We start from the raw sequence: 25,314 nt of genomic DNA, 5'->3' as shown, positions 1-25,314 counted from the left end.
TGGCGGCCCTATCGCCACCTATCCCAGATCGCTTTCCTCGCCAGCAGGCAGGATACAGGCGATCTCGCGGCCATCGCGGCTGATCTTGACGCGACCGCCATGGATTTCGACCACCGCACGGACCATCGCCATGCCAAGAGCACGGCGGGCGGATGGCGATTCCCCATCACGCAACCCTTCAAACAGCATCGGTTGCGGGGCTTCATCGGAAAGCGAGATCGAAATTTCGATATCCTCGCCACGGCGGCGTGCCACCACGGAAACCTCGCTGCCTTCAGGGGCGGTGCGCAACACGTTGGTCACCAGAATGAACAAGGCCTGTTTCAGGCGGCGTTCATCGGCCACCATCCAGCCGATATTGCGCGAACAATACAGGCGCAGCGACACATTAAGTTCCGCCAGGCGGGCCCGCGTCAGGGCCTCCAGCGACCGTAACAGGCGACGCGGATCCACCGTATCAAGTTCAAGTGCGACCTGCCCCGATCCCAATGTCGCCAGATCACGCATATCATCAACAAGGGCCAGCATGCTTTGCGCTTCGGCCCGGATGGTTTCGACCGAACGCGCCACATTGCCGGTCAGATGCGGGATCAAACGATCAGATTCGCCATTGATATGATCAAGCGGCTTGGTCAGTTCGCGCGATACCGTGGAAATGAAATCCGACTTCATCTGATCGGCGGTGCGCAGCGCCTCGTTACGTTCACGAAGCGCACGTTCGACCCGGATGGTATCGGTCACATCGATATAAGACATCATCACCGCCCCGTCAGGCAGCGGCACAATGGCGAAATCAATGATGGTGTTATCGGCCCGTTCAAGTCGTCCATTCATCGGCTCGTGATTGGTGATACGTGCCACCATCCGGCTTTTGAACTTTTCCCAGTCTTCGCGTTCGCGCCAGTAGTCCCGGGATTTTTCAACGACCTCGGCCAGATGCGGTGCCGCATCAAGGAAGGCCGGATCAAGTCCCCACAGATCGGCAAAGCCATGGTTATACAAGCGCAACCGCCCGTCGCCACTGATCACGCCAACCGCTTCATGCAGACTTTCAAGCGTCTCGCGCTGAACCGCAATCAGGGTGTTATAGGAACTTTCAAGCACCAGCTTGTCTGTCACATCCTCATAGACAAACATCAAACCGCCAAACGGGTGGGGCGATATGAACCGGCGCAAGGTCATGCCATTTGGCAGATGCATCAAATCTTCTTCAGGCTTCAAAAGATCTGTAAATCGCTGATTTTCGGCATTGCGGAACTGGGTAAAATCGGTGACTTCGGGCAATTTGCGTTCATCGCGCAGGCGGCGCAAAACATCGTCATGGGTTGGCTCCGACCACAGCCATTCGTCATCCAGATCCCAAAGCTTGGTAAAGGCGGTGTTAAAGAAAATAAGCCCCTTGTCCCCGCCATAAACCGCAATTGCCGTTCCCAGATTTTCCAGAACTTCGGCATGGGCGCGAATATGGCGCGACAGATCGGACTGCAATTCCTCGACCGGGGTACAATCAATCGCAAATCCGATCAGCCCGTCCGATCCATTGGCATCGGTGGACGGGGATTCGGTAATACGCAGCAATTTGCGGTCGCCCCTGATCACCACATGATAATCCCGTGTCAGGCTTTCGCCATTGCGCTGAACCGATGCGGCAAGCGACCGCCCGTGATCGGGAATGATCCCCGCCCCGATTTCGGCCTGATTGGCCAGCGCATCTTCGATGCTTGGCTGTTCGACCGCATCGGCATAGGCCGCATTGCAATCAATCAGACGCAATTCGCTATCGCGCCGCCATACCGGGAACGGCAAACTGTCCAGCAACACCCGAAGGCCCGATACCTCGTGCTTCAGGGCCTGAAAATCACCAAACTGGCTTTCACGCTCGCGCGTATGGCGGGTTTCATCGCGGAACCACAATCCATGGGCCAGAACCTCGCTTGACCGGTCCTTGCGCGCCGCCATGCCGGTAACATGGAATTTGCGCTCATCAAGGGTCGTGATCCACAATTCAAACCGGTCATGTCCGGCCTTAAGGTTGCGCACACGCTCCTTCAGGGCCTTGGCATCCTCGTCGCGCAACAGATCAAGCAAATCGGGGAACCGGCCATCCGTGCCCAGTTGAAACGCCCGGCGCAAAGACGGGCTTGCGCCTTCGGCAAAGCCCTGCTGGCTCCAGTAATAAACCGGATCGGGCCCGGCAAACAAAAGATGGGTGAAAAGCTCGCTCTCACCGGCCAGCTCATGTTCGTGATCTTCAACTTCTTCAAGATGGCGGCGCATCCGAAGCGACATCCGCCAGCCGATCCAGCCGGCAATCGCCGCCCCGCCAACAGCGGCAAGTGCAACCACCAGCCAGTCACGGTCGCTTAGTCCGGCAAGGCTTCCGAAAATTGTCGCACCGATTCCTTCGGGCGCGGCGGTTTGCGCCGGCGCATTCAGGCGAAATTTTTCCTGGGCAACAAGGTTTGCAGCAGGAAACAGCATCGATGCGATCGCCGTTCCGCCCGCAAGAAGGGCAGACAGCCGACATCTGGGCAAGTTGCGCAAAAATGCCCTCACCTGTTTCCTTCCCCCGCTCAGTTTGGAAGCTTGCTCGGATGCGTTCCGTGTCACGTGTTGTTAACCGTTTGTGTTTATGAGCTATTATTATGGTGAAAACAGGGTGCTTTTACCACCGTTTCGCATCATCTCGGCAACAGCCTTGTGCAAAGCCGTGTTTCACGGGGTTCGCCTGTGGAAAAACCGCAATGACATGGGCACTGAATCCGTTTATGTCTGCGGGACCGACATTCGTAACAGATCAAGTGTATCTATAATCTCAGATGAGTCCCAAACCGCAGCTAGATCTTTTTGCTCCACGTGCGGCGGCCAAGCCGGCCGCACCACAAAAGGACTCTGCCGCGCTGAAGGCCGCGCAAAATACCGGCCCTGAAATCGGCGATCTGTTTGACAGCAATTTCAACGCCGATGACATTGCCGAATGGGAACTGCTGTTTCGTGATGTCCCGCAATATAACTACCATTTCAAACGCGCCCAGATCGCCTCGGCCTTTGACCGGCCGCTGCATAAAAAGCTGATCGCATCGCACGCCTTTGAACGGCTGCGTGAAATCTCGTTTTTGGGCGCGATCGACTATCTGTTCCATCCCAATGGACGCCCGGCCAATATCCGTCATTCGCGCTATGACCACACCATCGGCGTTGCCCTTCTGTCGCAACGCTATTGCCGCCTGATGGGGTTATCGGATGCCGATTGTGATTTGCTCGGTGCTGCGGCACTTTTGCATGATATCGGCCATGGACCGTTTTCCCATACGCTGGAACCGGAATTTGCCCGGCGGTTCAACCTGAACCACCATCAGCTGACCGAAAAAATCATCACCGGCGAAGTCGAACTTGATCTGTCGGTCAATCATCTGCTGGTCAAACACAATGTTGATCCTGATGAAGTGATCGCGCTTCTGTCGAAGAAATCAAACCACCCGCATGCCAGCCTGTTTTCCGGTCCGGTCAATATCGATACCCTCGAAGGGATCAGCCGCACGAAAACCTATGTGCATCCCAATCACGTCCATTGTCACCCGCGCCTGCTGCTCGAAGCTGCCGTCAAACTTGATGCGGACTCGCTCAAACGCCTGGACAAATTCTGGCAGCTCAAAGAAGACATCTATCGCAATTTCATCTTTGGCCCGATGTGCTTTGCCACCGACCATCTGTGCCGCGAATTTGTCGTTAAAAATGCGCCGGACTTTGCCGCCGATGACTTCCTTCTGACCGAAAAGGCGTTCCTGAACAGCCACCCGGCCTTCAAGAAATTCCTCCATAGCCTGAAAAACCGGATCGAGCTTGATGGCGTTGCCGACGCGGTTGACCACCAGATCAGCGCGTCGGCCAGCACCTTTGACCTGAACGAGGCCAAAGTCCCGCGCCGCGAGTTTCACATCAACAAGGATGTCGAAGTCCGCTGCTTTGCCGATCTGTCAAAACGCTATTACGAGGAAAAGCATTCCTTCCTCAGACGCGTCGGCAGCCTGACCGACCCGGCCCAACAGGCCGCAGCAGCAAGCCTGTTTGACTGATAACAAAGGTCGTTATCACCTAGTCACGGTGGATTGATGCCACGAATGTCTGGTGTGCCGTTGCCAGATGACGTTCAAGCGCCTTCACGGCTCCAACCTGATCCCGATCCAGAATCGCATCAATAATTTCAAGATGTTCGCGGATGGCAAGAATGATGCGTTCAACCTGGTTCTTGTTGGACCAGCGATAATGGAAATGGAAAATCAGTGATATCGAATCCTGGAAGCCATCCATGAACCGGTTGCCGGTCGCGGCATTGAGGATGCGGTGAAAACGGCTATCAAGTTCTGAAAACTCGATAAATCTGGTGTCGATCTCTTTGCGCAATTGAATATGTTCTTGCCGGATGCGCAGCATCTTTCCCCAGAACGGGGCTTCCTTGGGGATTGTAAAAATCGCGCTGATCGCACGCGTCTCGAACATCTGGCGCACCTCGTGCAGCTCAAGGGCATATTGTTCGGTAAACCCTTCAAGGATCCAGCTGCGCTGTGGTTCTTTGCGAATGAAGCCAAACCGGCTTAGGCCGATCAGAAATTCACGAATGGTTGTATTTGAAACGCCGAACTGTCGGGCCAGAACGGCTTCGCGCAGGCGACTGCCCGGGGGCGGCTGCGTGGTACGAAGCCACATCATGAAATCGGTTTCAAGTTGCTCTTCAAGGCTTCTGATATCGGCGTTCGAAAAGTAATCGGACTTGGTCGTCTTGCGCAAAAACACAACCGGGAAGCTGTCCTCGGCAATCAGGCCGATCTCGCGCGCACGGTGCAGGATACTGCGCGCCAACGTCCGGCTCACTCCCAGCAATCTTGCCAGTCCCGATATGGATTCCGGGCAGTTTCCGACCGCAACACTGTCAAGCCAGGTATTGAAGCTGGTTTTGAATTTCTGGTCCGAACGCGCCACCAAAGCCCCTGTCTTTATGGATGTTTTTTAAGCATTAAAGACAGTTGAGGTCCTTGGCAACTGTTCCCTAAGATCAATTGGAAAAAACAAAAAATAAAAATAACCACAATCAAGGAGGACTAAATGTTCACTCGGAAATTGTCCCGTACGCTTCTGATGGGATTGACGGCCTTTGCAACCCTTGCAGGAATGTCCAACGCATCCAAGGCGCAAGAAGTCTTGAAATTCGGCCATGTTTACGAAGTCGATACTCCGTATCATCGCGCCGCACTTGAAGCCGCATCGATGTTTTCGGAACGTACAAACGGCCGCTATGAAATCAAGGTTTATCCTGCCTCCCAGCTTGGCAAGGAAGCCGCCATCAACGAAGCCCTGACGCTGGGTTCCATTGACATCATCTATACCGGCGTTGCCTATCTTGGGCAGACTTACCCGCCGATCTCGATCTCGGACTATCCCTTTGCGCTTCGCGGCTATGATCATTGGTCAAATTACGTCAAATCCGATCTGTTTGCCGAATTGTCCAAGGAATATACCGACGTCACCGGCAACCAGATTGCAGGGCTTGTTTACTATGGCGCGCGTCATGTCACGTCCAACAAACCGGTCCTGACCCCGGCGGATATGAAGGGCCTGAAAATCCGCACGCCCAATGCACCAGCCTATCAGATGTTCCCCAAGGAAACCGGTGCCAATCCGACACCGATGGCCTTTTCCGAAGTCTATCTTGCCTTGCAACAAGGCGTTGTTGATGCACAGGAAAACCCGCTTCCGACCATCAAGTTCAAAAAGTTCTATGAAGTTCAGTCAAACATCAATCTGACAGGGCACATCATCAACTCGCTGATCATGCTGGTTTCACCTTCGACCATGTCCAAACTGGGTGAAGAAGACGGAAAACTGTTGCTTGATACCCTTCAGGAAGCCGGCATTCACGCATCCGATGAAATCGTCAAAAGCGAAAAAGAACTGGCTGACTGGTTCACCACACAGGGCGTTACGGTCAACAAGGTTGATCGTGGTCCGTTCATTGACGTTATTGCTCCGCGCCTGAAAAGCGACGACATGCCATGGGATCCGGAAATTTATGAACGCCTTCAGGCGATCAAGGGTTAACCCCGCCTGACCTTTCCATCCCGAATCCGGCCGGGGGAAACCATTTCCCCCGGTTACGTCATGTCCCGTTCCCAACGGAGAGACAAAAATGTCTGACATCAACGGGGATCTTTTCAAGGAACAGGAACAACAAGAAGCCGAAACGAATTTCCGCTTGAACATCACTTGGGCCGACTTTCCGGCTTTGCTGGTGTTTTGTGCCTTGTTCGTCACGGTGTTCCTGCAATTCTTCACCCGCTACGTCCTGAATGACTCACTGGCCTGGACAGAGGAAGTCGCACGTTACCTGCTTATTCTCCTGGCCTTTGTCGGGGCGATCAAATGCCAGCTTGTCGACAGCCATATCCGCCTTGAATTTATCGACAAACTTGCCGGGCGGGGTCTGACCAAGCTCAAACTTGTCGCACTGTTGCTGTCATCAGGCTTCTTTGGCTTTGCCATCTATTCCCTGAACGAGCTGATGACCAAGACCTCCTACCAGAAGATGGTCTCTCTGCCACTTCCCAAATACTACTTCTATGGATTGATCCTGGCTGCCCTTGGCGTCCTGATGGTCGTCCATCTTTACCAGATCTATCTTTTGCTGCGGAGACCGCGCTGATGAGTTTCATTCTTCTTCTGGTATCGCTGGTCGTCCTGATCGCCCTGCGCTTGCCGATTGCCGTGGCACTTGGTCTTTCCTCGCTGCTTTATATCCTGCTTGAAGGCATGCCGCCTGTCGTGCTGCTTCATAACATGATCAACGGCATGAACAGCTTTCCGCTTCTCGCCATTCCATTCTTTATCCTTGCTGGCGGATTGATGAATTCGGCCGGTATCACCAGCAGGATTTTTGCCTTTGCCCGCGCCCTTGTCGGCTGGGCCCATGGTGGTTTGGGCCACGTGAATATCGGCGCCAGCATTGTGTTTGCCGGCATGTCCGGTGCCGCTGTTGCCGATGCCGGGGGCCTTGGATCAATTGAAATCAAGGCAATGCGCGACGCCGGATATGATGACGACTTTTCGGTCGGCATCACGGCCGCGTCCTCAACCATCGGGCCGATCATTCCGCCTTCGCTGCCGCTTGTTATTTTTGGTGTCATGGCCTCGGTCTCGATCGGGGAACTGTTTGTCGCGGGTATCATCCCGGGTCTTCTGATGGCGGCATCCCTGATGGTCATGGTCTGGTGGATGGCGCGTAAACGCAACTATCCGCGCGACGTCGCCTTCAGCCCGAAGCTTGTCGGATCGACCTTCAAGACCGCCTTTCTGCCACTTCTGACCCCGGTCATCATTGTCGGTGGCATTGCATCTGGCATGTTTACCCCGACCGAGGCCGCTGTTTGCGCAGCAAGCTATGCCATCCTTCTGGGCATGGCGGTTTACCGGACCCTAAGCTGGAAAAAACTGATCCGGGTTTCGATTGAAACCATCGAAACAACTGCATCGATTTTGCTGATTGTCGGGACCGCCAGTGTCTTTGCCTGGATCCTTGCCGCCAATCAGGCCGCCGTTGTGTTCTCTGAGACCCTGCTTGGCCTGACCCAGAACAAGGCCCTGATTCTTCTGATCATTACCCTGATCGTGCTTGTGATCGGGCTGTTCATGGAAACCATTGCGGCAATTTCCATTCTGGTACCGGTCTTGCTGCCCGTCTCGCTGCAGCTTGGCATCGACCCGATCCATCTGGGCATCATCGTCATCCTCAATCTGATGATCGGCCTTCTGACACCGCCCATCGGCATGGTGCTTTATGTGCTGTCCAAGGTGTCGGCCATATCATTTGAACGCTGTGCCAAGGCCACCATGCCGTTCCTGGTTCCGCTGATCGCTGTGTTGTTGCTTTTGACCTATGTTCCTTCGATCACCCTGTTCTTGCCTGAACTTCTTTATCGGCAATAAAGCACGAAAATAGATGCAAATGACCCAATCCCCACCCATCAGCATCTTGCTGCATCCCGGCGACAATGTCGAAATTGCCCTGGCGGACCTGAAAACGGGGGCAGAACTTTCGCAAAGTTCTGTCACCCTGACTGCTCCGGTCGCACGTGGCCACAAAGTCGCAATACGTCCAATTGCCGCCGGCCAATCTGTTCTGCGCTATGGTCAGATCATTGGTGTTGCCACCACCGACATCAAACCCGGCGATCATGTTCATACCCACAATCTCGGCATGAGCGACCATCGCCAGAACTATGATTTCAGCAAAGATGCCAAACCTTTGCCTCCCGCATCGGATACGCGCTTTTTCATGGGTTATCCGCGCAGTGACGGACGCTTTGGCACCCGGAACTATATCGGTGTTCTGACATCGGTGAATTGCTCGGGCAGTGTCGCGCGTTTCATTGCCGAACAGGCGAAAAAAACCGGCTGGTTTACCGATCTTGAAAATGTCGATGGCATCGTGCCGATCGTGCATGGCAGTGGCTGTGGCATGGGCCGCCATGACGAGGGCTATGACACCCTGTTTCGAACCCTTGCGGGCTATGCCAAACATCCGAATTTTGGCGGTATCCTTCTGGTCGGTCTGGGGTGCGAAGCCATGCAGGTCGAAGATCTTGTCGGTGCTGAAAAACTGCGTCATGACGGCAATTTCCACTACATGACCATCCAGAACAGCGGCGGCACACGCCAAACTGTCGAACGCGGCGTTGATATTGTTCGTGATCTGGCCCTTCGCGCCAATCAGGCCAAGCGGGTCCGCGCACCGGCATCCGAATTGATTGTCGGTCTGCAATGCGGTGGATCGGATGGATATTCCGGCATTACCGCCAATCCCGCACTCGGCTATGCGTCCGATTTGCTGGTCCGTCACGGCGGTACAACCATCCTTTCGGAAACACCTGAAATCTATGGGGCCGAACATCTTCTGACCCGGCGCGCCATCAATGACGCGGTTGGCCAGAAACTGGTCGACCGGATTTTGTGGTGGGAAAACTACACATCGGTGCGCGGCGGCGAAATGAACAACAACCCGTCGCCGGGCAACAAACGGGGCGGCTTGACCACCATTCTGGAAAAGTCACTGGGCGCCGTTGCCAAGGGCGGCACCGCCCCCCTGACCGATGTCTATGAATTTGGTCAGATCATCACCAACAAGGGCTTTGTCTTTATGGACAGCCCCGGCTACGACCCATGCTCTGTCACCGGCCAAATCGCAAGCGGGGCTACCCTGATTGCCTTTACAACCGGTCGCGGATCGGTTTCGGGCTATGTGCCAAGCCCGTGCATCAAGCTGGCAACCAACAGCACGATGTATGAAAACATGTCCGAAGACATGGACGTCAATTGCGGGACCATTGTCGATGGTGCCGTTACAATCGAAGAAAAAGGCCGCGAAATATTCGACCTGTTTCTTGGGATTGCATCGGGCACCAAAAGCAAAAGCGAGGCCCTTGGCTTTGGCAGTGCGGAATTTGTCCCCTGGCAAATCGGGGCGGTGATGTAGCGATCATGAACCTCGGATGCGAACTGTCGCATGACGTCATATTTTCAAGGATGTCGGAAACCGGGCTGGCTTGAGCACGCCGTCAAATACGATGCCCAGCAAGGCAGTCCTTCCTGTTACGCGGGACTGCCTGACGCGCTGGCCGATATCGCCCCGCAACGCGCTGACACAATGTCAATCGACCACAAACAAGGTCGCACCGCTTTTGGTTGATGAACGGTGGGCTTCGGCATTGTCGGCCACCTGGTAGCTCATACCGGGTTTGAGAATGAAGGTCCGGCCATCGTCAAGTTCGGTCACAAGTTCGCCTTCAAGGCACAGCAGGATATGCCCCTTCGAACACCAGTGATCGGCAAGATAGCCCGGTGAATATTGCACCATTCGAACCCGGATCGGACCGAATTGTCGGGTGCGCCAGGTGGCAAATCCGGTCTCGCCGGGATGTCTGGTGGCTTCAACACTTGACCAGTCGGTCGTGCCGAATGGCAAATTGGCGATGTCCATGGCGGGAATCTTTTCTAAAAATCTGTGGGGCGCGGTTTCCGGTGCCGAAACCCGGGCGCCAAGTTTGGGCTTTTTAACCGGACCGTCAATCATCTTAATCCCCCACACCCCATATAAGTTAAACGCGGTATTAATCTTTAACCGTTACGCAGATAGTTGGTAATCAACGAGTCGCACCAAGAGGCTGTCCCGATCTTGTTACCCGCAACCATCGCCATCAATCAGGATTACTCTGCCCGTCGCCTGGCAGAGATGCGTGATGCGTTGGGCAACCGCCTGACGGGTGATAATTTTTGCGTTGTGGTAACCGGTTCCTATGGCCGGCACGAGGCATCCGATCAATCCGATCTTGATTACTTCATCATTGGCCGCGAAGCCGAACGTGATCAGGCCCCCCATCAGGATGTCGCCGATATCCTTGGCAAAATGGTGACCCGCAAACCGGCCGTAAACGGCCCGTTTTCATCCTATGTCACCGCCGAAGAACTGGTAAATCGCATCGGTCTGGATGGCGATACCAACTCGATTACTACCCGGCGGCTGCTGTTCCTACTGGAATGCGAATGGCTTTATAACGAAGCGGGCAAACGCAAATTCTTTGACGATCTGATCGCCAATTACGTCACCACATCGGTCACCCGGGACTCGATTGCGCGATTTCTGGTCAATGATGTGATCCGCTATTACCGGACCATCAGTGTCGATTTTGAAATCAAAACCCGCGAAGGCGACGCCAGCAAGGCCTGGGCGCCACGGCGGCTGAAACTCGTCTTTTCACGTAAAATGCTTTATTTCGGCGGCATTATTGCGGCTGCTGAAACTGCGGGTCGTGATTATGCGGGGAAACGTGAAAAACTGTCGGAACTTTTACAACTTCCGCCTATTACGCGCCTGCAAACCGTGTTTGGTGAAAAAAGCCTACCTGCGCTTGAACTTTATGACCGGTTCCTGCGCGAATTGTCCGATCCCGATGTGCGCGCACGTCTGGACGGGGTCGGCCCGCATGATCGCAATGATGCGGAATTACGGTCGTTGCTTGATGCCGGAAAGGAATTCTCGCGTGAGCTGATCAAGCTTCTCAATGACCGATACGGGCCAGATCACCCGATCCACGAAGCCCTTCTGATGTAATCAGCCGGGCACCTGTGCAACACCGGTGACATGTTTGTGGTAATTGGCCCGGTCAAGGTCATGGACCTCGACGGTAAATTGCACCGCATAATCCCCAACCAGCCATTCCAGCCGGTCGCGCAAGGCCGCAAGGGCCGCTTCGCCGGTGGCAAATTTCGCCCGTTCACTGCGCCCCGACAATAAGCGGATATCAAGATGAACCATGGCATGCCGGTCACTGCCATCGGCAATCACCACATTTTCAAGCGGTGTAATCCGGGTTTTGAAAGACCCAAGATCCGCATCGGCTTCGCGCGCGACAACATAATGAAGATCAACCGCAAGCTTGGACAACTCGTCGGCAATCGGCAGTTTGGCGGAATATTCGATTTCAAGCTGGGGCATGGATCGATTTCTCTGTGGTGGCGGAATGGCGCTGACAAGCCGGAAAGAACCGGCTCACATCAGTTCAGCTTCCCATACAATCATATAAGTCACACCCGATCCTAGAACCTTTTCAATTTGCTGTGCATCGATTTTGTTTCTGCCCGGTCAGGCGTCGATCCCATGGGTATAAAACACAAAAAAGCCGGTCTGAACGAACAGACCGGCTTTGATGCAGATCGGTGATAACCGATTAGTAGCGGTAATGATCCGGCTTGAACGGACCAGCCTGCGGAACGCCGATATAATCAGCCTGTTCCTGGGACAGTTTGGTCAGTTTCACGCCAAGACGGTCAAGATGCAGGGCTGCAACTTTCTCATCAAGGTGTTTGGGCAGGACATAAACCTTGTTTTCGTAGTTCGCGTGGTTTTTCCACAGCTCGATCTGTGCCAGCACCTGGTTGGTGAAGGATGCCGACATCACAAAGCTCGGGTGACCGGTTGCGCAACCAAGGTTGACCAGACGACCTTCGGCCAGAACGATCAGACGTTTGCCATCCGGGAACTCGACTTCGTCGACCTGCGGCTTGACGTTGTCCCACTTGTAATTGCGCAGCGAACCGATCTGGATTTCGGAATCGAAGTGACCGATGTTGCAAACAATTGCGCGGTCTTTCATCGCACGCATGTGGTCAAGCGTGATGATGTCGATGTTACCGGTGGTGGTGACAAAGATATCGCCAACCGGGGCTGCGTCTTCCATGGTGGTGACTTCGTAACCTTCCATTGCGGCCTGAAGCGCGCAGATCGGATCGATTTCGGTTACCAGAACGCGGGCACCCTGACTGCGCATCGAAGCAGCAGAACCTTTGCCCACGTCGCCAAAGCCGGCAACAACCGCGATCTTGCCCGCAACCATCACGTCGGTTGCGCGCTTGATGCCATCAACAAGCGACTCACGGCAGCCATAAAGGTTGTCGAATTTCGACTTGGTGACCGAGTCATTGACGTTGATCGCCGGAACCTTGAGCGTGCCTTTTTTCGCCATTTCATAAAGGCGATGTACACCGGTGGTGGTTTCTTCCGACAGACCTTTGATGTCTTCGAGAAGTTCCGGATACTTGTCATGGATCAGCTGGGTAACGTCGCCGCCATCATCAAGAATAAGGTTCGGCTTCCAGCCGTTCGGACCGGAAATGGTCTGCTCGATGCACCACCAGAATTCTTCCTCGGTTTCGCCTTTCCATGCGAAGACCGGAATTTCAGCAGCCGCAATCGCCGCAGCAGCCTGATCCTGGGTCGAGAAGATGTTGCACGACGACCAGCGAACTTCAGCACCAAGTGCCGTCAGCGTCTCGATCAGAACTGCGGTCTGGATGGTCATGTGCAGGCAGCCGACGATGCGTGCGCCAGCAAGCGGTTTTGCATTGCCATACTCTTCGCGCAGCGCCATCAGGCCCGGCATTTCGGTTTCGGCAATCGCGATTTCCTTGCGGCCCCACGAGGCCAGCGAAATGTCCGCGACCTTGTAATCGGTAAAGTTCGACATGTCGTCTCCAATCAAACAGGAATGGCGCATCCGCCAAAGACTTCTGGTCTTGCCGATACGCCGAGAAATTCTGTTGCGATCACTTCTCTGACCGCGATGGGTCACATATAAAGATTTCTTTATATCGTTTTCAAGTCTTTTTTTTGCCCAAATACGCAACATGCATCGCGCAAACGGCAACGCGCCGCCGAAATCCGCCGGATCGCCGTGCAAATTGACTTGGGTGTCCCCTATGTCGGGATGATTGTCTGTTTGGGCAAGACCGCCCGGCCATGCAATCAGGCCAGATCGTTAAAATCGTCAAGCATCATGGCGATCCGCGCCGAATCCCATTGTTCCATGACCCGATTGGCCTGATGGTGGGAATTGCGGGTATCAAGCCGGCGCAGCCGCTGTTTGACCGGCAACAGATTGACCGGCGACATCGAAAGATTGCGCAACCCGAACCCGATGAAAAGCGGCACATAGCGCGGATCACCGGCCATTTCCCCGCAAACACTGACCGGAATGTCGCGTTCGCCCGCCACCCGGATCACATCCCGGATCAGGCGCAGCACAGCCGGATTAAGCGGATCATAAAGACCCGCGACCTGATCATCGGTTCGATCGATCGCCAGGGTATATTGCGTCAAGTCATTGGTCCCGATCGCAAAGAAATCGCATTCCCGCGACAGGGTATCAATGGCAATCGCCGCGGCGGGAATTTCGATCATTGCGCCCAGCGGTGGCAAGGTTTCGGGGATGGCATGCCCCTCCTTGCGCAGGCGTTTGGCCACGGTTTCATATATCTGGCGCGCCCGGGTCATTTCATGCACCCCGACCACCATCGGGATCAGAACCCGCACCGGTCCATGCAATGACGCCCGCAAGATGGCGGCAAACTGCACTTCAAGAAGTTCCGATTTCCGAAGCGACAACCGGATACCGCGCAAACCAAGGGCCGGGTTTGGCCCCGATGCGATTTCCGACTGCAAGGCCACGGCCAGCTTCTCCCCCCCGATATCAAGGGTACGGATCGTCACCGGCTTGCCGTCCATCCGCTTTACGATATCGGCCAGTTCTTCGTATTGCTCATCCTCGTCGGGCAGGTAATCCTTGTTCATGAACATGAATTCACTGCGCAAAAGCCCGATGCCCGTCGCCCCGTTTTCAAGGGCGGCCGAAAGTTCGATCGGCAATTCGATATTGGCATGAAGATCAATATCCACCCCGTCGCGGGTCGCCGATGGCACATCACGAAGGGCGGCAAGCTTGTCACGTGCTGCCAGCCAGTCGGCACGACGCTGACTGTAATGTTCGATATCGGCGTCCGTCGGCGACAGAATGACTTCACCGCGCCCGCCATCGACAATGATCTGGTCCCCGCCAGATACCCCGCGAATAATATCAGCCGCCCCGAGAACCGCCGGAATGCCAAGGGATCGCGCCATGATCGCGGTATGCCCCTCGGCCCCGCCAAGGGCCGTGACAAACGCGGTCATTTGTCCCGGTTCAAACCGTGCCATGTCGGCCGGGCTGACATCTTCTGCAATCAGGATCGCCCCCTTGGGCGCCTTGTCCACCGCCCGGTCGGTTTCCCCCATCAAACAGCGCATCAGACGCAGGCCAACTTCGCGGATATCGGTGGCACGTGCGGCGATATAGCGATCATCCATGCCCGAAAACTGGGTCGCGATGGCGTCGATCACCTCGCTGACCGCATGCACCGCATTAAGGCGGCGCGACACAATCAGTTCTTCTGCTCCGCGCACCAGACGCGACTGGGTCAGCATGTGGATATAGGCATCCAAAAGGAAGCCAAGCTCCTCGGAGGCGGCACTGTCGGCGGTCGATGATTGGGATTTCAGCCGTTTTAGCTGATCGATACTTTCGCCAACACCGTCATGCAGACGTTTGCATTCGGCCTGAATGGCGTCTTCGGCAACCGGTTTGCGGCTGATCTGGATATATTGCCGGTCCAGAACAAAGGCCCGACCAATCACAATTCCACCCGATGCGCCCAGCCCGGTAATGACGCGGCGTGCGCCGGTTGCGTGATCGTCGGTGATGGTTGTGTCTTTTGGCGGAACTTGCAAACCTAGGGTCAGAACCTGTTCTTGTTGTTTTCCCGAAAGTCAGAAGTCTTGGTTTCAGAAATCTTGGGTATTGCCGGTCGGCTTATTCTTCGTCGAACTTTGCATCGACCAGTTCGTTCAGGGCCTCGATCGCCTTGGTGGCGTCCGGTCCGGTGGCTTCGACTTCGATCTCGGTACCGATCGATGCCGCAAGCATCATAAGCCCCATGATCGATACGCCCGAAACTTCGGTGCCGCGATTGCGGACCATGATGCTGGATTCAAATTCACCAGCCAGTTTAACAAATTTCGCCGCCGCCCGCGCGTGCAATCCACGCTGGTTGCTGATCGTAAGGATTCGTTTTTCCTTTTGCGCCATCTATGTCCCCGCCAGCCGGATGCGTGATCGCGATACATCCGGCCTTCTTATTTTTGTTGCTGACTTATTCCTCGCCGCTTAGCAGACGCGACGCGACGTTGATATATTTGCGTCCGGCATCCTGGGCCGCATTTACCGTCTCGGCCAGTGTCCCGTCGATGCGAACAGATGCCAGTTTAATCAACAAAGGTAAATTTACCCCTGCGATAACTTCGACATTTGCCTGTTCCATGATGGAAATCGCCAGATTGGACGGAGTCCCGCCAAACATGTCAGTCAAAAGGACAACCCCCTTGCCGCTATCGACCTTTTCGACGCTGGCAAGAATGTCCGAACGGCGTTGTTCCATGTCATCATCGGGTCCGATACAGACCGCTTCGACATTTTCCTGCTCGCCAACGACGTGCTGCAAGGCAGATACGAACTCTTTCGCGAGATCGCCATGGGTGACCAGCACCATCCCGATCATGCAGTTTTCTCCATTTTAGTCACTCCCCCGATGTCGGTTCATCTGGCTTGTCTCGATGTCCGAGATGTGTGTCATATCCCAGATCGGCAATCCAGTCATTGAGTATCCGCGCGATATAAACCGAACGATGTTGTCCACCCGTACATCCGATCGCAATGGTCAGATAGCTTTTCCCTTCTTGCGCATAGCGCGGCAAAATCGGCTCCAGCATTGCCTTCAAACGGGTGATGAACCCTGCGAAGTCCGGGTCTTCTTCAATATATTTGCCCACCCGGTCATTCATCCCGGTCAAAAGGCGAAGCTCGGGATCATAATGCGGGTTGCGCAGAAAGCGAACGTCAAAAACCAGATCGGCTTCTGCCGGCACACCCTGACGGAACGAAAAGCTTTTGACAAAAATCGCCATGCCTTCGTTTTCGCCAATGTCGAACTGGTCCTGAAGGATCTTGCGAAGTTCGGCCGATTTCATTCTGGATGTGTCGATCCGCATGTCCGCCGTCGCCGCAATCGGCGCCATCAGGCGTTTTTCATGCTCGATCGCATCCACCAGCGGCCGGTCGTGGCTTAACGGATGGGGACGCCGCGTCTCGGTGAAGCGGCGCTGCAATACCGATGTCTCGGCATCGACATAGATCATCAACGGTTCCATGCCGGTCTGTTTGCGCAAACGTCCGACAATGTCGACAAACTGGTCCACGCCGAAATCACGGGTACGGATATCCAGTCCGATGGCAATCGGACGGTCGGGGCGGCAATCGCTTGGCACCAGTGCCGACAACATCCTAAGCGGCAGGTTATCCACCGCATCAAACCCGAAATCTTCAAGGATCTTAAGGGTGGTCGTCCGACCGGCCCCCGATACACCGGTGACAAGAACAAGACCGCTTTTGCCATCAAAACTGCCAAGCGCGGTTTGCAGGTCATCAGACGATTTGACAGGCGTTTTCTGCAAAACAGAGTCCTTAAGCTTCAAGTCGCATTTCACCGGTCGCAACTGCCAGCGCGACCCTGATCTTGGCATCAAGTGCCCGATCGGTTGCACATAATGTCCAACGCGGGACAGTTATGCCACAAATCTCTTCGGCAGTGCAGTGCGGCATTCTTTCAACCTGGGTTGCGTCCGCCACCAGATCAATCAGAACCCTGACATCGCCTTCGGCGGCAATCGGCAATCCGCGTACAATGCCGATGCCGCGCACTTCGCACAACCCGGCAATCGTTGATGGCGCTGTTGCGATCAAACGTCCGTCACGCGCAACAAGGTCCGTCCGATCATCCGAAATCAGACAGCCCCCCGCATCAATCAGGCGCAAGGAAATACTGGATTTTCCCGAACCGGACGGCCCGCGCAATAACAGCGCATGGGCACCGATCTGGACACAGTTTGCATGAAGTTGGGACATAATGGGAAAACGATGCGGGGCCGGGCGTTTGTTGTCAAACACCAAACAAGCGGATCGGGCGCAACCTGACCTTCCGCATAAGCGTTTGGCGGTTTCTGATCGGAAAATTCTTATTCCAGCGGCAGGCGAATGGTGAATATCGCGCCCTTGACCGCGTCATCAACCACCCGATTCTGTGCACTCAGTTCGCCGTTATGGGCAGAAATGATCCGCTTGGAAATCGAAAGACCAAGCCCCGAATGCTGCCCGAATTTCTCGGTCGATGGCCGCTCGGTATAGAAGCGGTCAAAGATCGCCTCTTCCTTACCCGGCGGAATGCCCGGCCCGTCATCTTCGATCGTGATTACCGCCCAATCCTTGTCACGCCATGCCCGCACGCGGACTTCGCCGCCTTCGGGGCTGAAGGTGATGGCGTTTGAAATCAGGTTTCTGAACACTTGGGTCAAGCGGCTTTCAAGGGCGGGAACATTCAGATCTTCGGGCACAGATACCCGAATGCGCGGGCCGCTCGGATCGGCATTGTAAAGCTCGCCCAGCGTCTGCAACAGAACCCGAAGATCGACCTCTTCGCTTTCGGCACGCGACAATTCGGCATCCATGCGCGAATAGTCGGAAATATCACTGATAAGTCGGTCAAGACGCTGCACGTCTTCGGCAATGATTTCCATCAGACGGCGCTGGCGTTCCGGATCTTTAAGCCGGGTGGCCGTTTCCACCGCACTGCGCAGCGATGTCAGCGGGTTTTTGATTTCATGCGCGACATCGGCGGCAAACCGTTCAATCGCATCCATACGATCCCAAAGCGTTTCGGTCATATCGCGAAGGGTGGTCGAAAGATCGCCGATTTCATCGCGCCGGTCCGAAAGATCGGGGATGGTGAATTGGCGGTTTTTGCTGCGCCGGACCCGTTCGGCGGCGCGCGCCAGACGATTAAGCGGACGGGTAATCACCCCGGCCAGATAAATCGACAGCAACACCGTGATGCCAAAGGCAAAAACAAAGATTTTCAGGATATCAAGTCGCACCGCATGCAGGGCACTTTCGATCTGCTCGCCGCTTTTGGTCAGCATCACCGATGCCAGCACCTGCTTGAACCGTGCCACCGGCACCGATACGGACAAAATACGCCGCCCCTGGCTATCAACCCGGACCACGCCGCGCGAATAGCCGGCAAGGGCTGCGCGCACTTCCGGATAATCGGCTGCACTGGCAACCGGCGGATCAACATAAAGCGGCAAGGGCTGCTCGCCTTCAAACAGGGTCAAAAGCCCGTCTGTCAGTTTGCGCATGATTTCGGCAAAGGCATCTTCATCGCCCGGTGCGGGCAATTCTTCGGCCTGAATGGTGCCCGCGCCAAAGGACTGGATATTGCGGCTATCGGCCATCAATTTGCCGTTGGTGGCAAAAAGCCGCGTCCGCGCGCCGGTAATCCCGACCAGACGGCGCACCATTTCGCGTGCGACTTCAAGTTTCACCCGGTTGGTTGCATCATCTTCGGAACTGACGGCCGATGTCGAAAGCGCAGCAGCATACATTTCGGCCTGTACGGCCATCGCTTCAAGCTCGGAATGAATGAGTTCCTGCTTGTAGCGGCCGAGATACAAAATCCCCGCCACCAAAACAAACAGCGCCAGCGCATTCACGGCAAGAATGCGCCAGGTCAACGGGGAAAACAGCCCGTGGCGTTCCTCTATGCGTGCCGTCCGTGTTTCGGACTGGCTTGTCGTCTGGTCCTGATCGCCAGCGCTTTGATCGCTCATTCAAACCTGCGTAACTGGCCCGTCATGGTCGGGCCGGCAAAAATGACAGATGCCGGAACATATGTGTCCCGGCACCATAATTCGTCTGATCAACCTGCAACAGTGGCAGAGTCGCGATACCGGTATCCGACGCCATACAGCGTTTCGATTTCCTTGAATTCCTTGTCGGTTTCGCGGAACTTCTTGCGCAGGCGCTTGATGTGGCTGTCAATCGTGCGGTCATCAACATAGATATGCTCGCCATAGGCCGCATCGATCAGCTGGTCACGGTTTTTCACATGGCCCGGATGTTTCGCAAGTGCCTGGATCAACAGGAACTCGGTCACGGTCAGGTTCACATGCTGGCCTTTCCAGCTGCACATGTGACGCGACGGATCAAGAACCAGATCCCCACGCTGCAACACATCATCCGACCCGTTCGGGCGCACACCGCCTGCGCGCATGATTTCCGAACGGCGCAACAATGTGCGGATACGTTCAATCAGCAGACGCTGGGAAAACGGCTTCTTGATATAATCGTCTGCCCCCATGCGAAGACCGGTCAGCTCATCAACCTCGTCATCTTTCGATGTCAGGAAAATGACCGGCATTTCGGTCTTCTTGCGCAGATGGGTCAGAAGCTCCAATCCGTCCATGCGCGGCATCTTGATATCAAGCACGGCAAGATCCGGTTCTTCCTTGGTCAGGGCATGCAGCGCCTCCGAACCATCCGAATATGTCAGAACCTCATAACCCTCTTCTTCCAGGGCCATGGAAACAGACGTCAGGATATTACGGTCGTCATCAACAAGTGCGATCTTACTCACCTGGACCTCGTCATCTGGACAGATACAATTTGCGGGCCGAAACCCAATTCAGTTTTGCGACTATACAATTTACATTCCAATGTGGCGAAAAAATAACCGCTTGCGGCATAATTAAGGCCTATCGAATACACGCACAGCAATCACCGCGATTTACCTGTATTTGTTGACTTTACGCCAACCCGCCCAATAACAATCACCATCCCGGGGTCAATTCGCCAATCCATCGGAAACGCGCGACACGGATAATTGATCCCTGATGCTGTCGGAGGCCGCAATTTTTTACTGGTTACGCAATTTCAGCCGCGCAAGCCTGACCTTCGCAGGCACGGTGATTTCGGCCCTGGTGGTGTGGCTTGCCGTCAGTTCGACCGGCAATCTGACGATCCGCGAACTTGAAACCACAGGACAGGCGCGCCTTGCCCTTTATGACAGTTCCCTGCGCGCGGCAATCGACCGGTATCGCTATCTGCCCTATGTCGTGGCCCGCCATCATCAGGTGATTGATGCGATCTCCGATCCGCAATCAGCCCAGATTGCCAATTTCTATCTTGAACGGGTCAATGACCGGTCCGGGGCCGCGGCGCTTTATGTTCTCGACAAAACCGGGATGACCGTTGCCTCAAGCAACTGGAACACGCCCGACAGCTTCGTTGGCGAGGATTATTCATTCCGCCCCTATTTCAGTCAGGCAATCGCTGGCAACGAGGGATTCTTTTTTGGCATCGGGGTCACCACCGGGCGGGCCGGCCTGTTCATTTCCAATTCCATTCGCCAGAATGGCGCGGTTATCGGGGTTGTTGTCGTCAAACTCGAACTCGATGAACTTGAAATGAACTGGCAGGAAGGCGGCGAAACCGTCTTCGTTGCCGATGCCGATGGCGTTATCACCCTGACCAGTCGTGGCGACTGGAAATACCGGACCCTGTCGCCCCTTTCGGATGCCGATCGTGCGCGCATTGTGCGCAACCGCCAATATTCCGGCCGTGATCTGACATCGCTTAATGTCGGACAGCAACTGGCCAAGGGTTCGGGCATCGTCACCATCAGTTCCCAGCGTTTCCTGTTTGACAGCAAACCGATCCGCGGCAGTGACTGGCGCATCTATTATCTGACCTCGATGGATCAGGTTACCGACCGTCAGGCCGCCGTCATGCTGATTGCCATTATCGGCGGGGGGATGATCGTGCTGGTCATCCTGTTCTTGCGCGAACGCGAACTGAAACTGGCATCCCAGCGCGAAGCCCGCGAATTCGAACGCATTCAGGCACTCAACACCCGGCTGGAAGAAGAAATCAACGAACGCCGCAGGACCGAAGAAGAACTGCGCGGCACCCAGAATGAACTGGTTCAGGCCGGAAAACTGGCCGCCCTGGGTCAGATGTCGGCGGCCATCGCCCATGAAATCAATCAGCCGATTGCCGCCATCCGGACATTCTGCGCCAGTGCCAAACTGATGATCGAACGCGGCAAGACCGACCAGCTTGATCAGAATATCGGCCAGATTTCATCACTGACCGAACGCATGGGGGCGATCACCGGACAGCTCAAGACATTCTCGCGCAAATCAACCGGCGTGCTGGAGGCCGTTGACCTCAAGATCGCGCTGAACAACGCCCTGCAACTTCTCAGCCCGCAACTCGATTCTGAAAACTGCACGCTCGAACGCCACGAACCCGAAACACCGCTTTTTGTCCATGCCGATCTGGTCCGTATCGAACAGATTTGCGTCAACATCATCCGCAATGCGCTCGATGCCATGGAAAACAGTTCGGTCAAACGCATCCGCATCGATCTGAGCAGCAACCGTAACGATGTCGTCATGCGCATTACCGATACCGGACCGGGCATGAATGACGAAACGCTGTCGCTGCTTTTTGATCCGTTCTTCACCACCAAGGACCCGGGCCAAGGTGTGGGATTGGGACTTTCGGTAACTTATGGCATTGTGCGGGACTTTGGCGGCACCATCAAAGCCTATAACACCACTACCGGCGGTGCCTGTTTCGAAGTTCGATTGCCGTTGCTCAGGGACAAGAAAACGTGACGTCATCAGATCAGACCCAGGATCAATTCGCAAAACCGCACATCATTATTGTCGATGATGATGCCGCCATGCGCATGGCGCTGTCGCAATGGCTGGAACTGTCTGATTTCGATGTCACCGTCTATGAGGACGCCCGCGAAGCCCTGCGCGATATCCGCCCGGATTTTGCCGGGGTCATCCTGACCGATGTGAAGATGCCCAAACTCGATGGCATCTCCTTTACCCGCTCGGTGCTATCAGCCGATTCCGATATCCCCGTCATCCTGATGACAGGCCATGGCGATGTCCCCATGGCGGTCGAGGCCATGAAAAGCGGCGCCTATGACTTTGTCGAAAAACCGTTTGAACCCAAAGACATTGTCGAAAGCCTCGAACGTGCCATCGAAAAGCGTCGGCTGGTTCTGGAAAACCGCAAGCTGCGCCAACAGATCGCCCAGCGCGGCAGTCTGGACAGTCGCCTGATCGGCAACTCTTTGCCGATGCGCGCCCTTAAGGACGAAATTGCCAATATCGCACCGACCGAAGTCCCGGTCCTGATTTCCGGCGAAACCGGCACCGGCAAGGAACTGGTCGCGCGTGCCATCCATGATCTGAGCGACCGGCGCGACGAAAAATTCGTCGCAGTCAACTGTGCCGCCATTCCCGAAAGCACTGCGGAAAGCGAACTTTTCGGCCATGAAAAGGGTGCCTTTACCGGGGCGGTCAGTCAGCGGGTCGGCTGGATCGAACATGCAATCGGCGGGACGCTTTTCCTTGATGAAATCTCAAGCATGCCGCTTGCCCTTCAGGCCAAATTGCTGCGCGTGATCGAACAGCGCGAAGTCGTTCGCGTCGGCTCAAACGCCCCGGTAAAGGTCGATTTCCGGCTGATCTGTGCCACCAACGAAGATCTGGTCGAAGCCGTCTCAGCACGGAAATTCCGCGAAGATCTGCTGTTTCGCATCAATACTTTTGAACTGGCCATCGCCCCCTTGCGTGATCGCAAGGATGACGTGGCCCTGCTGTTTGATATCTTTGCCGAACGCGCCGCCGAACGGTTTGAACGCCCCTATGAACGTCTGGGACCGGTCCTGATCGGGCAGCTTAAATCCCATGACTGGTCGGGCAATGTCCGCGAATTGAAAAACATGGCCGAACGCTATGTCCTTCTGGTCGGAAGCCCTGAGGAAAGGTTCAAGCGCCTGTTCAAGGCCGGATTTGAGAAAACATCACGCTTGCCCGGTGACCTTGCCCTGGCCGATCAGCTGCGTGATTTCGAAGAACGTGTTATCCGCGATGCCCTTGATCGCCATGACGGCAATATCAAGTCGGTGATGGAAGAACTCGATATCCCGCGCCGGACCCTGAACGAGAAGATGAAAAAGCTCAATATCCGCCGCGAAAAGCCGGTCTGAGCCCCGGCCCATCGGCAAGAATCCGCCGATTGATTCCGGCATATCGGCAAAATTATGCCGATTTGTCAAAAAACTGCAAAATAAGCATTTGATTTTAAATAGTATTTTTTATTTCTGTTTTGGCATACTCATTGCACATTCGAGTACCAAAATGATAAAATGATCGAAATACAGGGAGGAGACCACACAACCAGCCCCGTCCGGGGTGACGGAATGGTTGTTTTCAAATCAACTCTCTTGGACGATTTCAGCGGCCCGTATCAAACGCCCTGCCCGCAGGTGGCGTTGGCGGAAACCGGAACCTGATCGGGAATCTGCCCGACGGATTTTTGTCCGGCCAGTTCGCGAAATCCAAGAATAACAGGCCATGACAATTGGCCGGTCAAGAACGTGAAGAACCGATTTCTAAAGCGATCTTTGATTAATTGGACGTAAAGAGTGTTAACCCTAGGGAGGACTACCATGAAGCTACGTACTCTGCTTTCAGCAGCAGCCGCAGCCATGATGCTGACCGCTATTCCTGCTTCAGCACAGCAGCTTTCAATTGCAACCGGTGGTACCGGCGGTACCTATTATCCGTATGGCGGTGGTCTCGCAGAACTGATCACCAAATACATCGACGGCACCAGTGCTGTTGCCGAAGTTACCGGCGCATCTGTTGAAAACATGGGTCTGATCGCCCGTGGTGACAGTGATATCGCCATCGGTCTGGCCGACACCGTTTATGCGGGCTACACCGGCACCGGCAAATTCGAAGGCCGTACCCTTGATAACGTCCGTGCCCTGGCATCGATCTATCCGAACGCGGTTCAGATCGTCACCATGGCTGACAGCGGCATCAACGGTCTTGCCGATCTTAAAGGCAAACGCGTTTCTGTTGGCGCACCGGGTTCGGGTACCGAAGTTTCGGCCAAAACCCTGCTCGAAGCCAATGGCATCACCTATGATGACATCGAAGAACAGCGCCTGAACTTCAACGAAACCGCTGACGCCCTTCGTGACGGCGACATCGATGCCGGTTTCTGGAGCGTCGGCCCGCCCACCAGCTCGATCCTGAACCTCGCAACCACCCGCGACATCAAGCTGATCGCTCTGACCGACGAGGAAATCCTCGCTGCTCTTGACGCAGAACCGACCTTTGCACCGTACGCCCTGCGTACCGGCGTTTACGAAGGCGTCACCGCACCGGTCAACACCATCTCGACCCCGAACGTTCTGTTCGTGAATGCCGACATGGATGAAGAACTGGCTTATCAGATCACCAAGACCCTGTTTGAAAAGGTCGACGAACTGATCGCCATTCACCCGGCCGCCAACGACACCACCGTTGACTTTGCTCTGAACTCGACTCCGATTCCGATGCATCCGGGCGCACTGCGTTACTACGAAGAGACCGGCAACCCGATTCCGCCGCAGCTCTATCCATGATTTCCAAAAAGTTCGGGCGGCCTTTACTGGCCGCCCTTCTTCTCTCGATCACGGCCTGTGCTGGTCCCGCCAGCCATCAGGAAGTCAAACCCGGCACAACCGTCGACCATCTTGAAGTCATCGGTGCCGACGGATCGGTTCTTGCGCGGACCGATATTGCCCGTCAAACCGGATGGTGCCTTTACTGGAACCATTCTGTTACCGGTGATGGCGTGATCGACTGTTACGTAGACGATCTTGGCAAGATGGTTCTTCATCGCGCCTATCAGCCCGACTTCGCAGCGGGACTGGGACATTTTCCCGGTCGCGGCATTCTGACCAGTGCCGAAGGCGGGGGATACTGGATCGAAGATATTGACGAACCCGTGCCTGGCAATGCCTATGTGCTGCGCGTCGGGTCGCTTGCGGTTAACCATCGTATCGTCACAACCGATGGTGACGAAATCTATCTTTCAAAGATGGCTGAACATACACGTGTCACCATCCGCCTTGATTCCGGGGAATAAG

Annotated in this window: 22 protein-coding genes; 10 read left to right on the top strand and 12 right to left on the bottom strand. The window is 55.1% G+C overall.

The window, feature by feature from the left end; all coding sequences use genetic code 11:
• Nucleotides 1–18: 18 nt before the first annotated feature.
• Nucleotides 19–2,556, bottom strand: a complete 2,538-nt coding sequence (locus tag CU041_RS11035) for a sensor histidine kinase (RefSeq protein WP_233433084.1) — start codon at nt 2,554–2,556, stop codon at nt 19–21.
• A gap of 263 nt (nt 2,557–2,819) precedes the next feature.
• Here CU041_RS11035 and CU041_RS11030 point away from each other — a divergent pair, with 263 nt between their 5' ends.
• A complete protein-coding gene (locus CU041_RS11030) occupies nt 2,820–4,076 on the top strand; it encodes an HD domain-containing protein (protein WP_101246926.1) in 1,257 nt (418 codons plus the stop codon).
• Nucleotides 4,077–4,095: 19 nt separating this feature from the next.
• Here the strand turns inward: CU041_RS11030 and CU041_RS11025 are convergent, their stop codons facing one another.
• A complete protein-coding gene (locus tag CU041_RS11025; protein WP_147250585.1) occupies nt 4,096–4,980 on the bottom strand; it encodes a GntR family transcriptional regulator in 885 nt (294 codons plus the stop codon).
• Nucleotides 4,981–5,103: 123 nt separating this feature from the next.
• On the opposite strand from CU041_RS11025, the gene CU041_RS11020 reads away from it, so the two are divergent.
• The 4 genes from CU041_RS11020 to CU041_RS11005 all read left to right on the top strand — a co-directional run bounded on the left by CU041_RS11020 (nt 5,104) and on the right by CU041_RS11005 (nt 9,523).
• Nucleotides 5,104–6,096, top strand: coding sequence for a sialic acid TRAP transporter substrate-binding protein SiaP (locus tag CU041_RS11020; RefSeq protein WP_101246924.1), 993 nt, complete (start codon nt 5,104–5,106; stop codon nt 6,094–6,096).
• Between the two features lie 88 nt (nt 6,097–6,184).
• Entirely contained in the window at nt 6,185–6,697 is a 513-nt protein-coding gene (locus tag CU041_RS11015; protein ID WP_101246923.1) for a TRAP transporter small permease, read from the top strand.
• Complete coding sequence (locus tag CU041_RS11010; RefSeq protein ID WP_101246922.1) at nt 6,697–7,977, top strand: TRAP transporter large permease; 1,281 nt, start codon at nt 6,697–6,699, stop codon at nt 7,975–7,977. The genes CU041_RS11015 and CU041_RS11010 overlap by 1 nt, the downstream gene beginning before the upstream one ends.
• A 19-nt stretch (nt 7,978–7,996) precedes the next feature.
• Nucleotides 7,997–9,523, top strand: coding sequence for a UxaA family hydrolase (locus CU041_RS11005; RefSeq protein ID WP_101247058.1), 1,527 nt, complete (start codon nt 7,997–7,999; stop codon nt 9,521–9,523).
• Between the two features lie 174 nt (nt 9,524–9,697).
• On the opposite strand, the gene CU041_RS11000 is transcribed toward CU041_RS11005, so the two are convergent.
• Nucleotides 9,698–10,027: a DHCW motif cupin fold protein gene (locus tag CU041_RS11000; RefSeq protein ID WP_101247057.1), complete on the bottom strand. Its 330-nt coding sequence runs from the start codon at nt 10,025–10,027 to the stop codon at nt 9,698–9,700.
• Between the two features lie 195 nt (nt 10,028–10,222).
• On the opposite strand from CU041_RS11000, the gene CU041_RS10995 reads away from it, so the two are divergent.
• Nucleotides 10,223–11,158, top strand: coding sequence for a DUF294 nucleotidyltransferase-like domain-containing protein (locus CU041_RS10995; RefSeq protein ID WP_101247056.1), 936 nt, complete (start codon nt 10,223–10,225; stop codon nt 11,156–11,158).
• Here the strand turns inward: CU041_RS10995 and CU041_RS10990 are convergent, their stop codons facing one another.
• The 9 genes from CU041_RS10990 to CU041_RS10950 form a co-directional block, all read right to left on the bottom strand.
• Nucleotides 11,159–11,542, bottom strand: coding sequence for a 5-carboxymethyl-2-hydroxymuconate Delta-isomerase (locus CU041_RS10990; RefSeq protein WP_101246921.1), 384 nt, complete (start codon nt 11,540–11,542; stop codon nt 11,159–11,161).
• A gap of 232 nt (nt 11,543–11,774) precedes the next feature.
• Nucleotides 11,775–13,070 (bottom strand): adenosylhomocysteinase, encoded by a 1,296-nt coding sequence (gene ahcY, locus CU041_RS10985; RefSeq protein ID WP_101247055.1) that lies wholly within the window; start codon nt 13,068–13,070, stop codon nt 11,775–11,777.
• Between the two features lie 278 nt (nt 13,071–13,348).
• On the bottom strand, nt 13,349–15,145 hold the full coding sequence (gene ptsP, locus CU041_RS10980; protein WP_233433083.1) for a phosphoenolpyruvate--protein phosphotransferase: 1,797 nt from the start codon (nt 15,143–15,145) through the stop codon (nt 13,349–13,351).
• 82 nt (nt 15,146–15,227) lie between these two features.
• Entirely contained in the window at nt 15,228–15,503 is a 276-nt protein-coding gene (locus CU041_RS10975; protein ID WP_101246920.1) for an HPr family phosphocarrier protein, read from the bottom strand.
• Nucleotides 15,504–15,567: 64 nt separating this feature from the next.
• Complete coding sequence (locus CU041_RS10970) at nt 15,568–15,972, bottom strand: PTS sugar transporter subunit IIA (RefSeq protein ID WP_101246919.1); 405 nt, start codon at nt 15,970–15,972, stop codon at nt 15,568–15,570.
• A gap of 19 nt (nt 15,973–15,991) precedes the next feature.
• Nucleotides 15,992–16,924 carry an RNase adapter RapZ gene (gene rapZ / locus CU041_RS10965; protein ID WP_101246918.1) on the bottom strand — a complete coding sequence of 311 codons (933 nt, stop codon included), beginning with the start codon at nt 16,922–16,924 and terminating at the stop codon, nt 15,992–15,994.
• 10 nt (nt 16,925–16,934) lie between these two features.
• Nucleotides 16,935–17,375: an HPr kinase/phosphorylase gene (locus tag CU041_RS10960; protein ID WP_101247053.1), complete on the bottom strand. Its 441-nt coding sequence runs from the start codon at nt 17,373–17,375 to the stop codon at nt 16,935–16,937.
• A gap of 110 nt (nt 17,376–17,485) precedes the next feature.
• Nucleotides 17,486–19,135 (bottom strand): stimulus-sensing domain-containing protein, encoded by a 1,650-nt coding sequence (locus tag CU041_RS10955; protein WP_228195039.1) that lies wholly within the window; start codon nt 19,133–19,135, stop codon nt 17,486–17,488.
• An 89-nt stretch (nt 19,136–19,224) separates the two neighbouring features.
• Nucleotides 19,225–19,941 (bottom strand): response regulator transcription factor, encoded by a 717-nt coding sequence (locus tag CU041_RS10950; RefSeq protein WP_101246917.1) that lies wholly within the window; start codon nt 19,939–19,941, stop codon nt 19,225–19,227.
• Between the two features lie 256 nt (nt 19,942–20,197).
• Between CU041_RS10950 and CU041_RS10945 the strand changes: the two genes are divergently transcribed.
• The 4 genes from CU041_RS10945 (at nt 20,198) to CU041_RS10930 (ending at nt 25,313) form a co-directional block, all read left to right on the top strand.
• Nucleotides 20,198–21,985 carry a sensor histidine kinase gene (locus CU041_RS10945; RefSeq protein ID WP_228195038.1) on the top strand — a complete coding sequence of 596 codons (1,788 nt, stop codon included), beginning with the start codon at nt 20,198–20,200 and terminating at the stop codon, nt 21,983–21,985.
• Nucleotides 21,982–23,379 (top strand): sigma-54-dependent transcriptional regulator, encoded by a 1,398-nt coding sequence (locus tag CU041_RS10940; protein WP_101246916.1) that lies wholly within the window; start codon nt 21,982–21,984, stop codon nt 23,377–23,379. Before CU041_RS10945 ends, CU041_RS10940 begins: the two co-directional genes overlap by 4 nt.
• A gap of 462 nt (nt 23,380–23,841) precedes the next feature.
• Entirely contained in the window at nt 23,842–24,807 is a 966-nt protein-coding gene (locus CU041_RS10935) for a TAXI family TRAP transporter solute-binding subunit (RefSeq protein ID WP_101246915.1), read from the top strand.
• Nucleotides 24,804–25,313 carry a DUF1850 domain-containing protein gene (locus tag CU041_RS10930; protein ID WP_101246914.1) on the top strand — a complete coding sequence of 170 codons (510 nt, stop codon included), beginning with the start codon at nt 24,804–24,806 and terminating at the stop codon, nt 25,311–25,313. Before CU041_RS10935 ends, CU041_RS10930 begins: the two co-directional genes overlap by 4 nt.
• The last annotated feature ends 1 nt before the right edge of the window (nt 25,314 follow it).

Source organism: Thalassospira povalilytica (assembly GCF_002844235.1).
GTDB classification, from domain to species: Bacteria; Pseudomonadota; Alphaproteobacteria; order Rhodospirillales; family Thalassospiraceae; genus Thalassospira; species Thalassospira povalilytica.
Note: the sequence above shows the minus strand (reverse complement) of the source record. Positions and strands in the feature narration are given on the sequence as shown.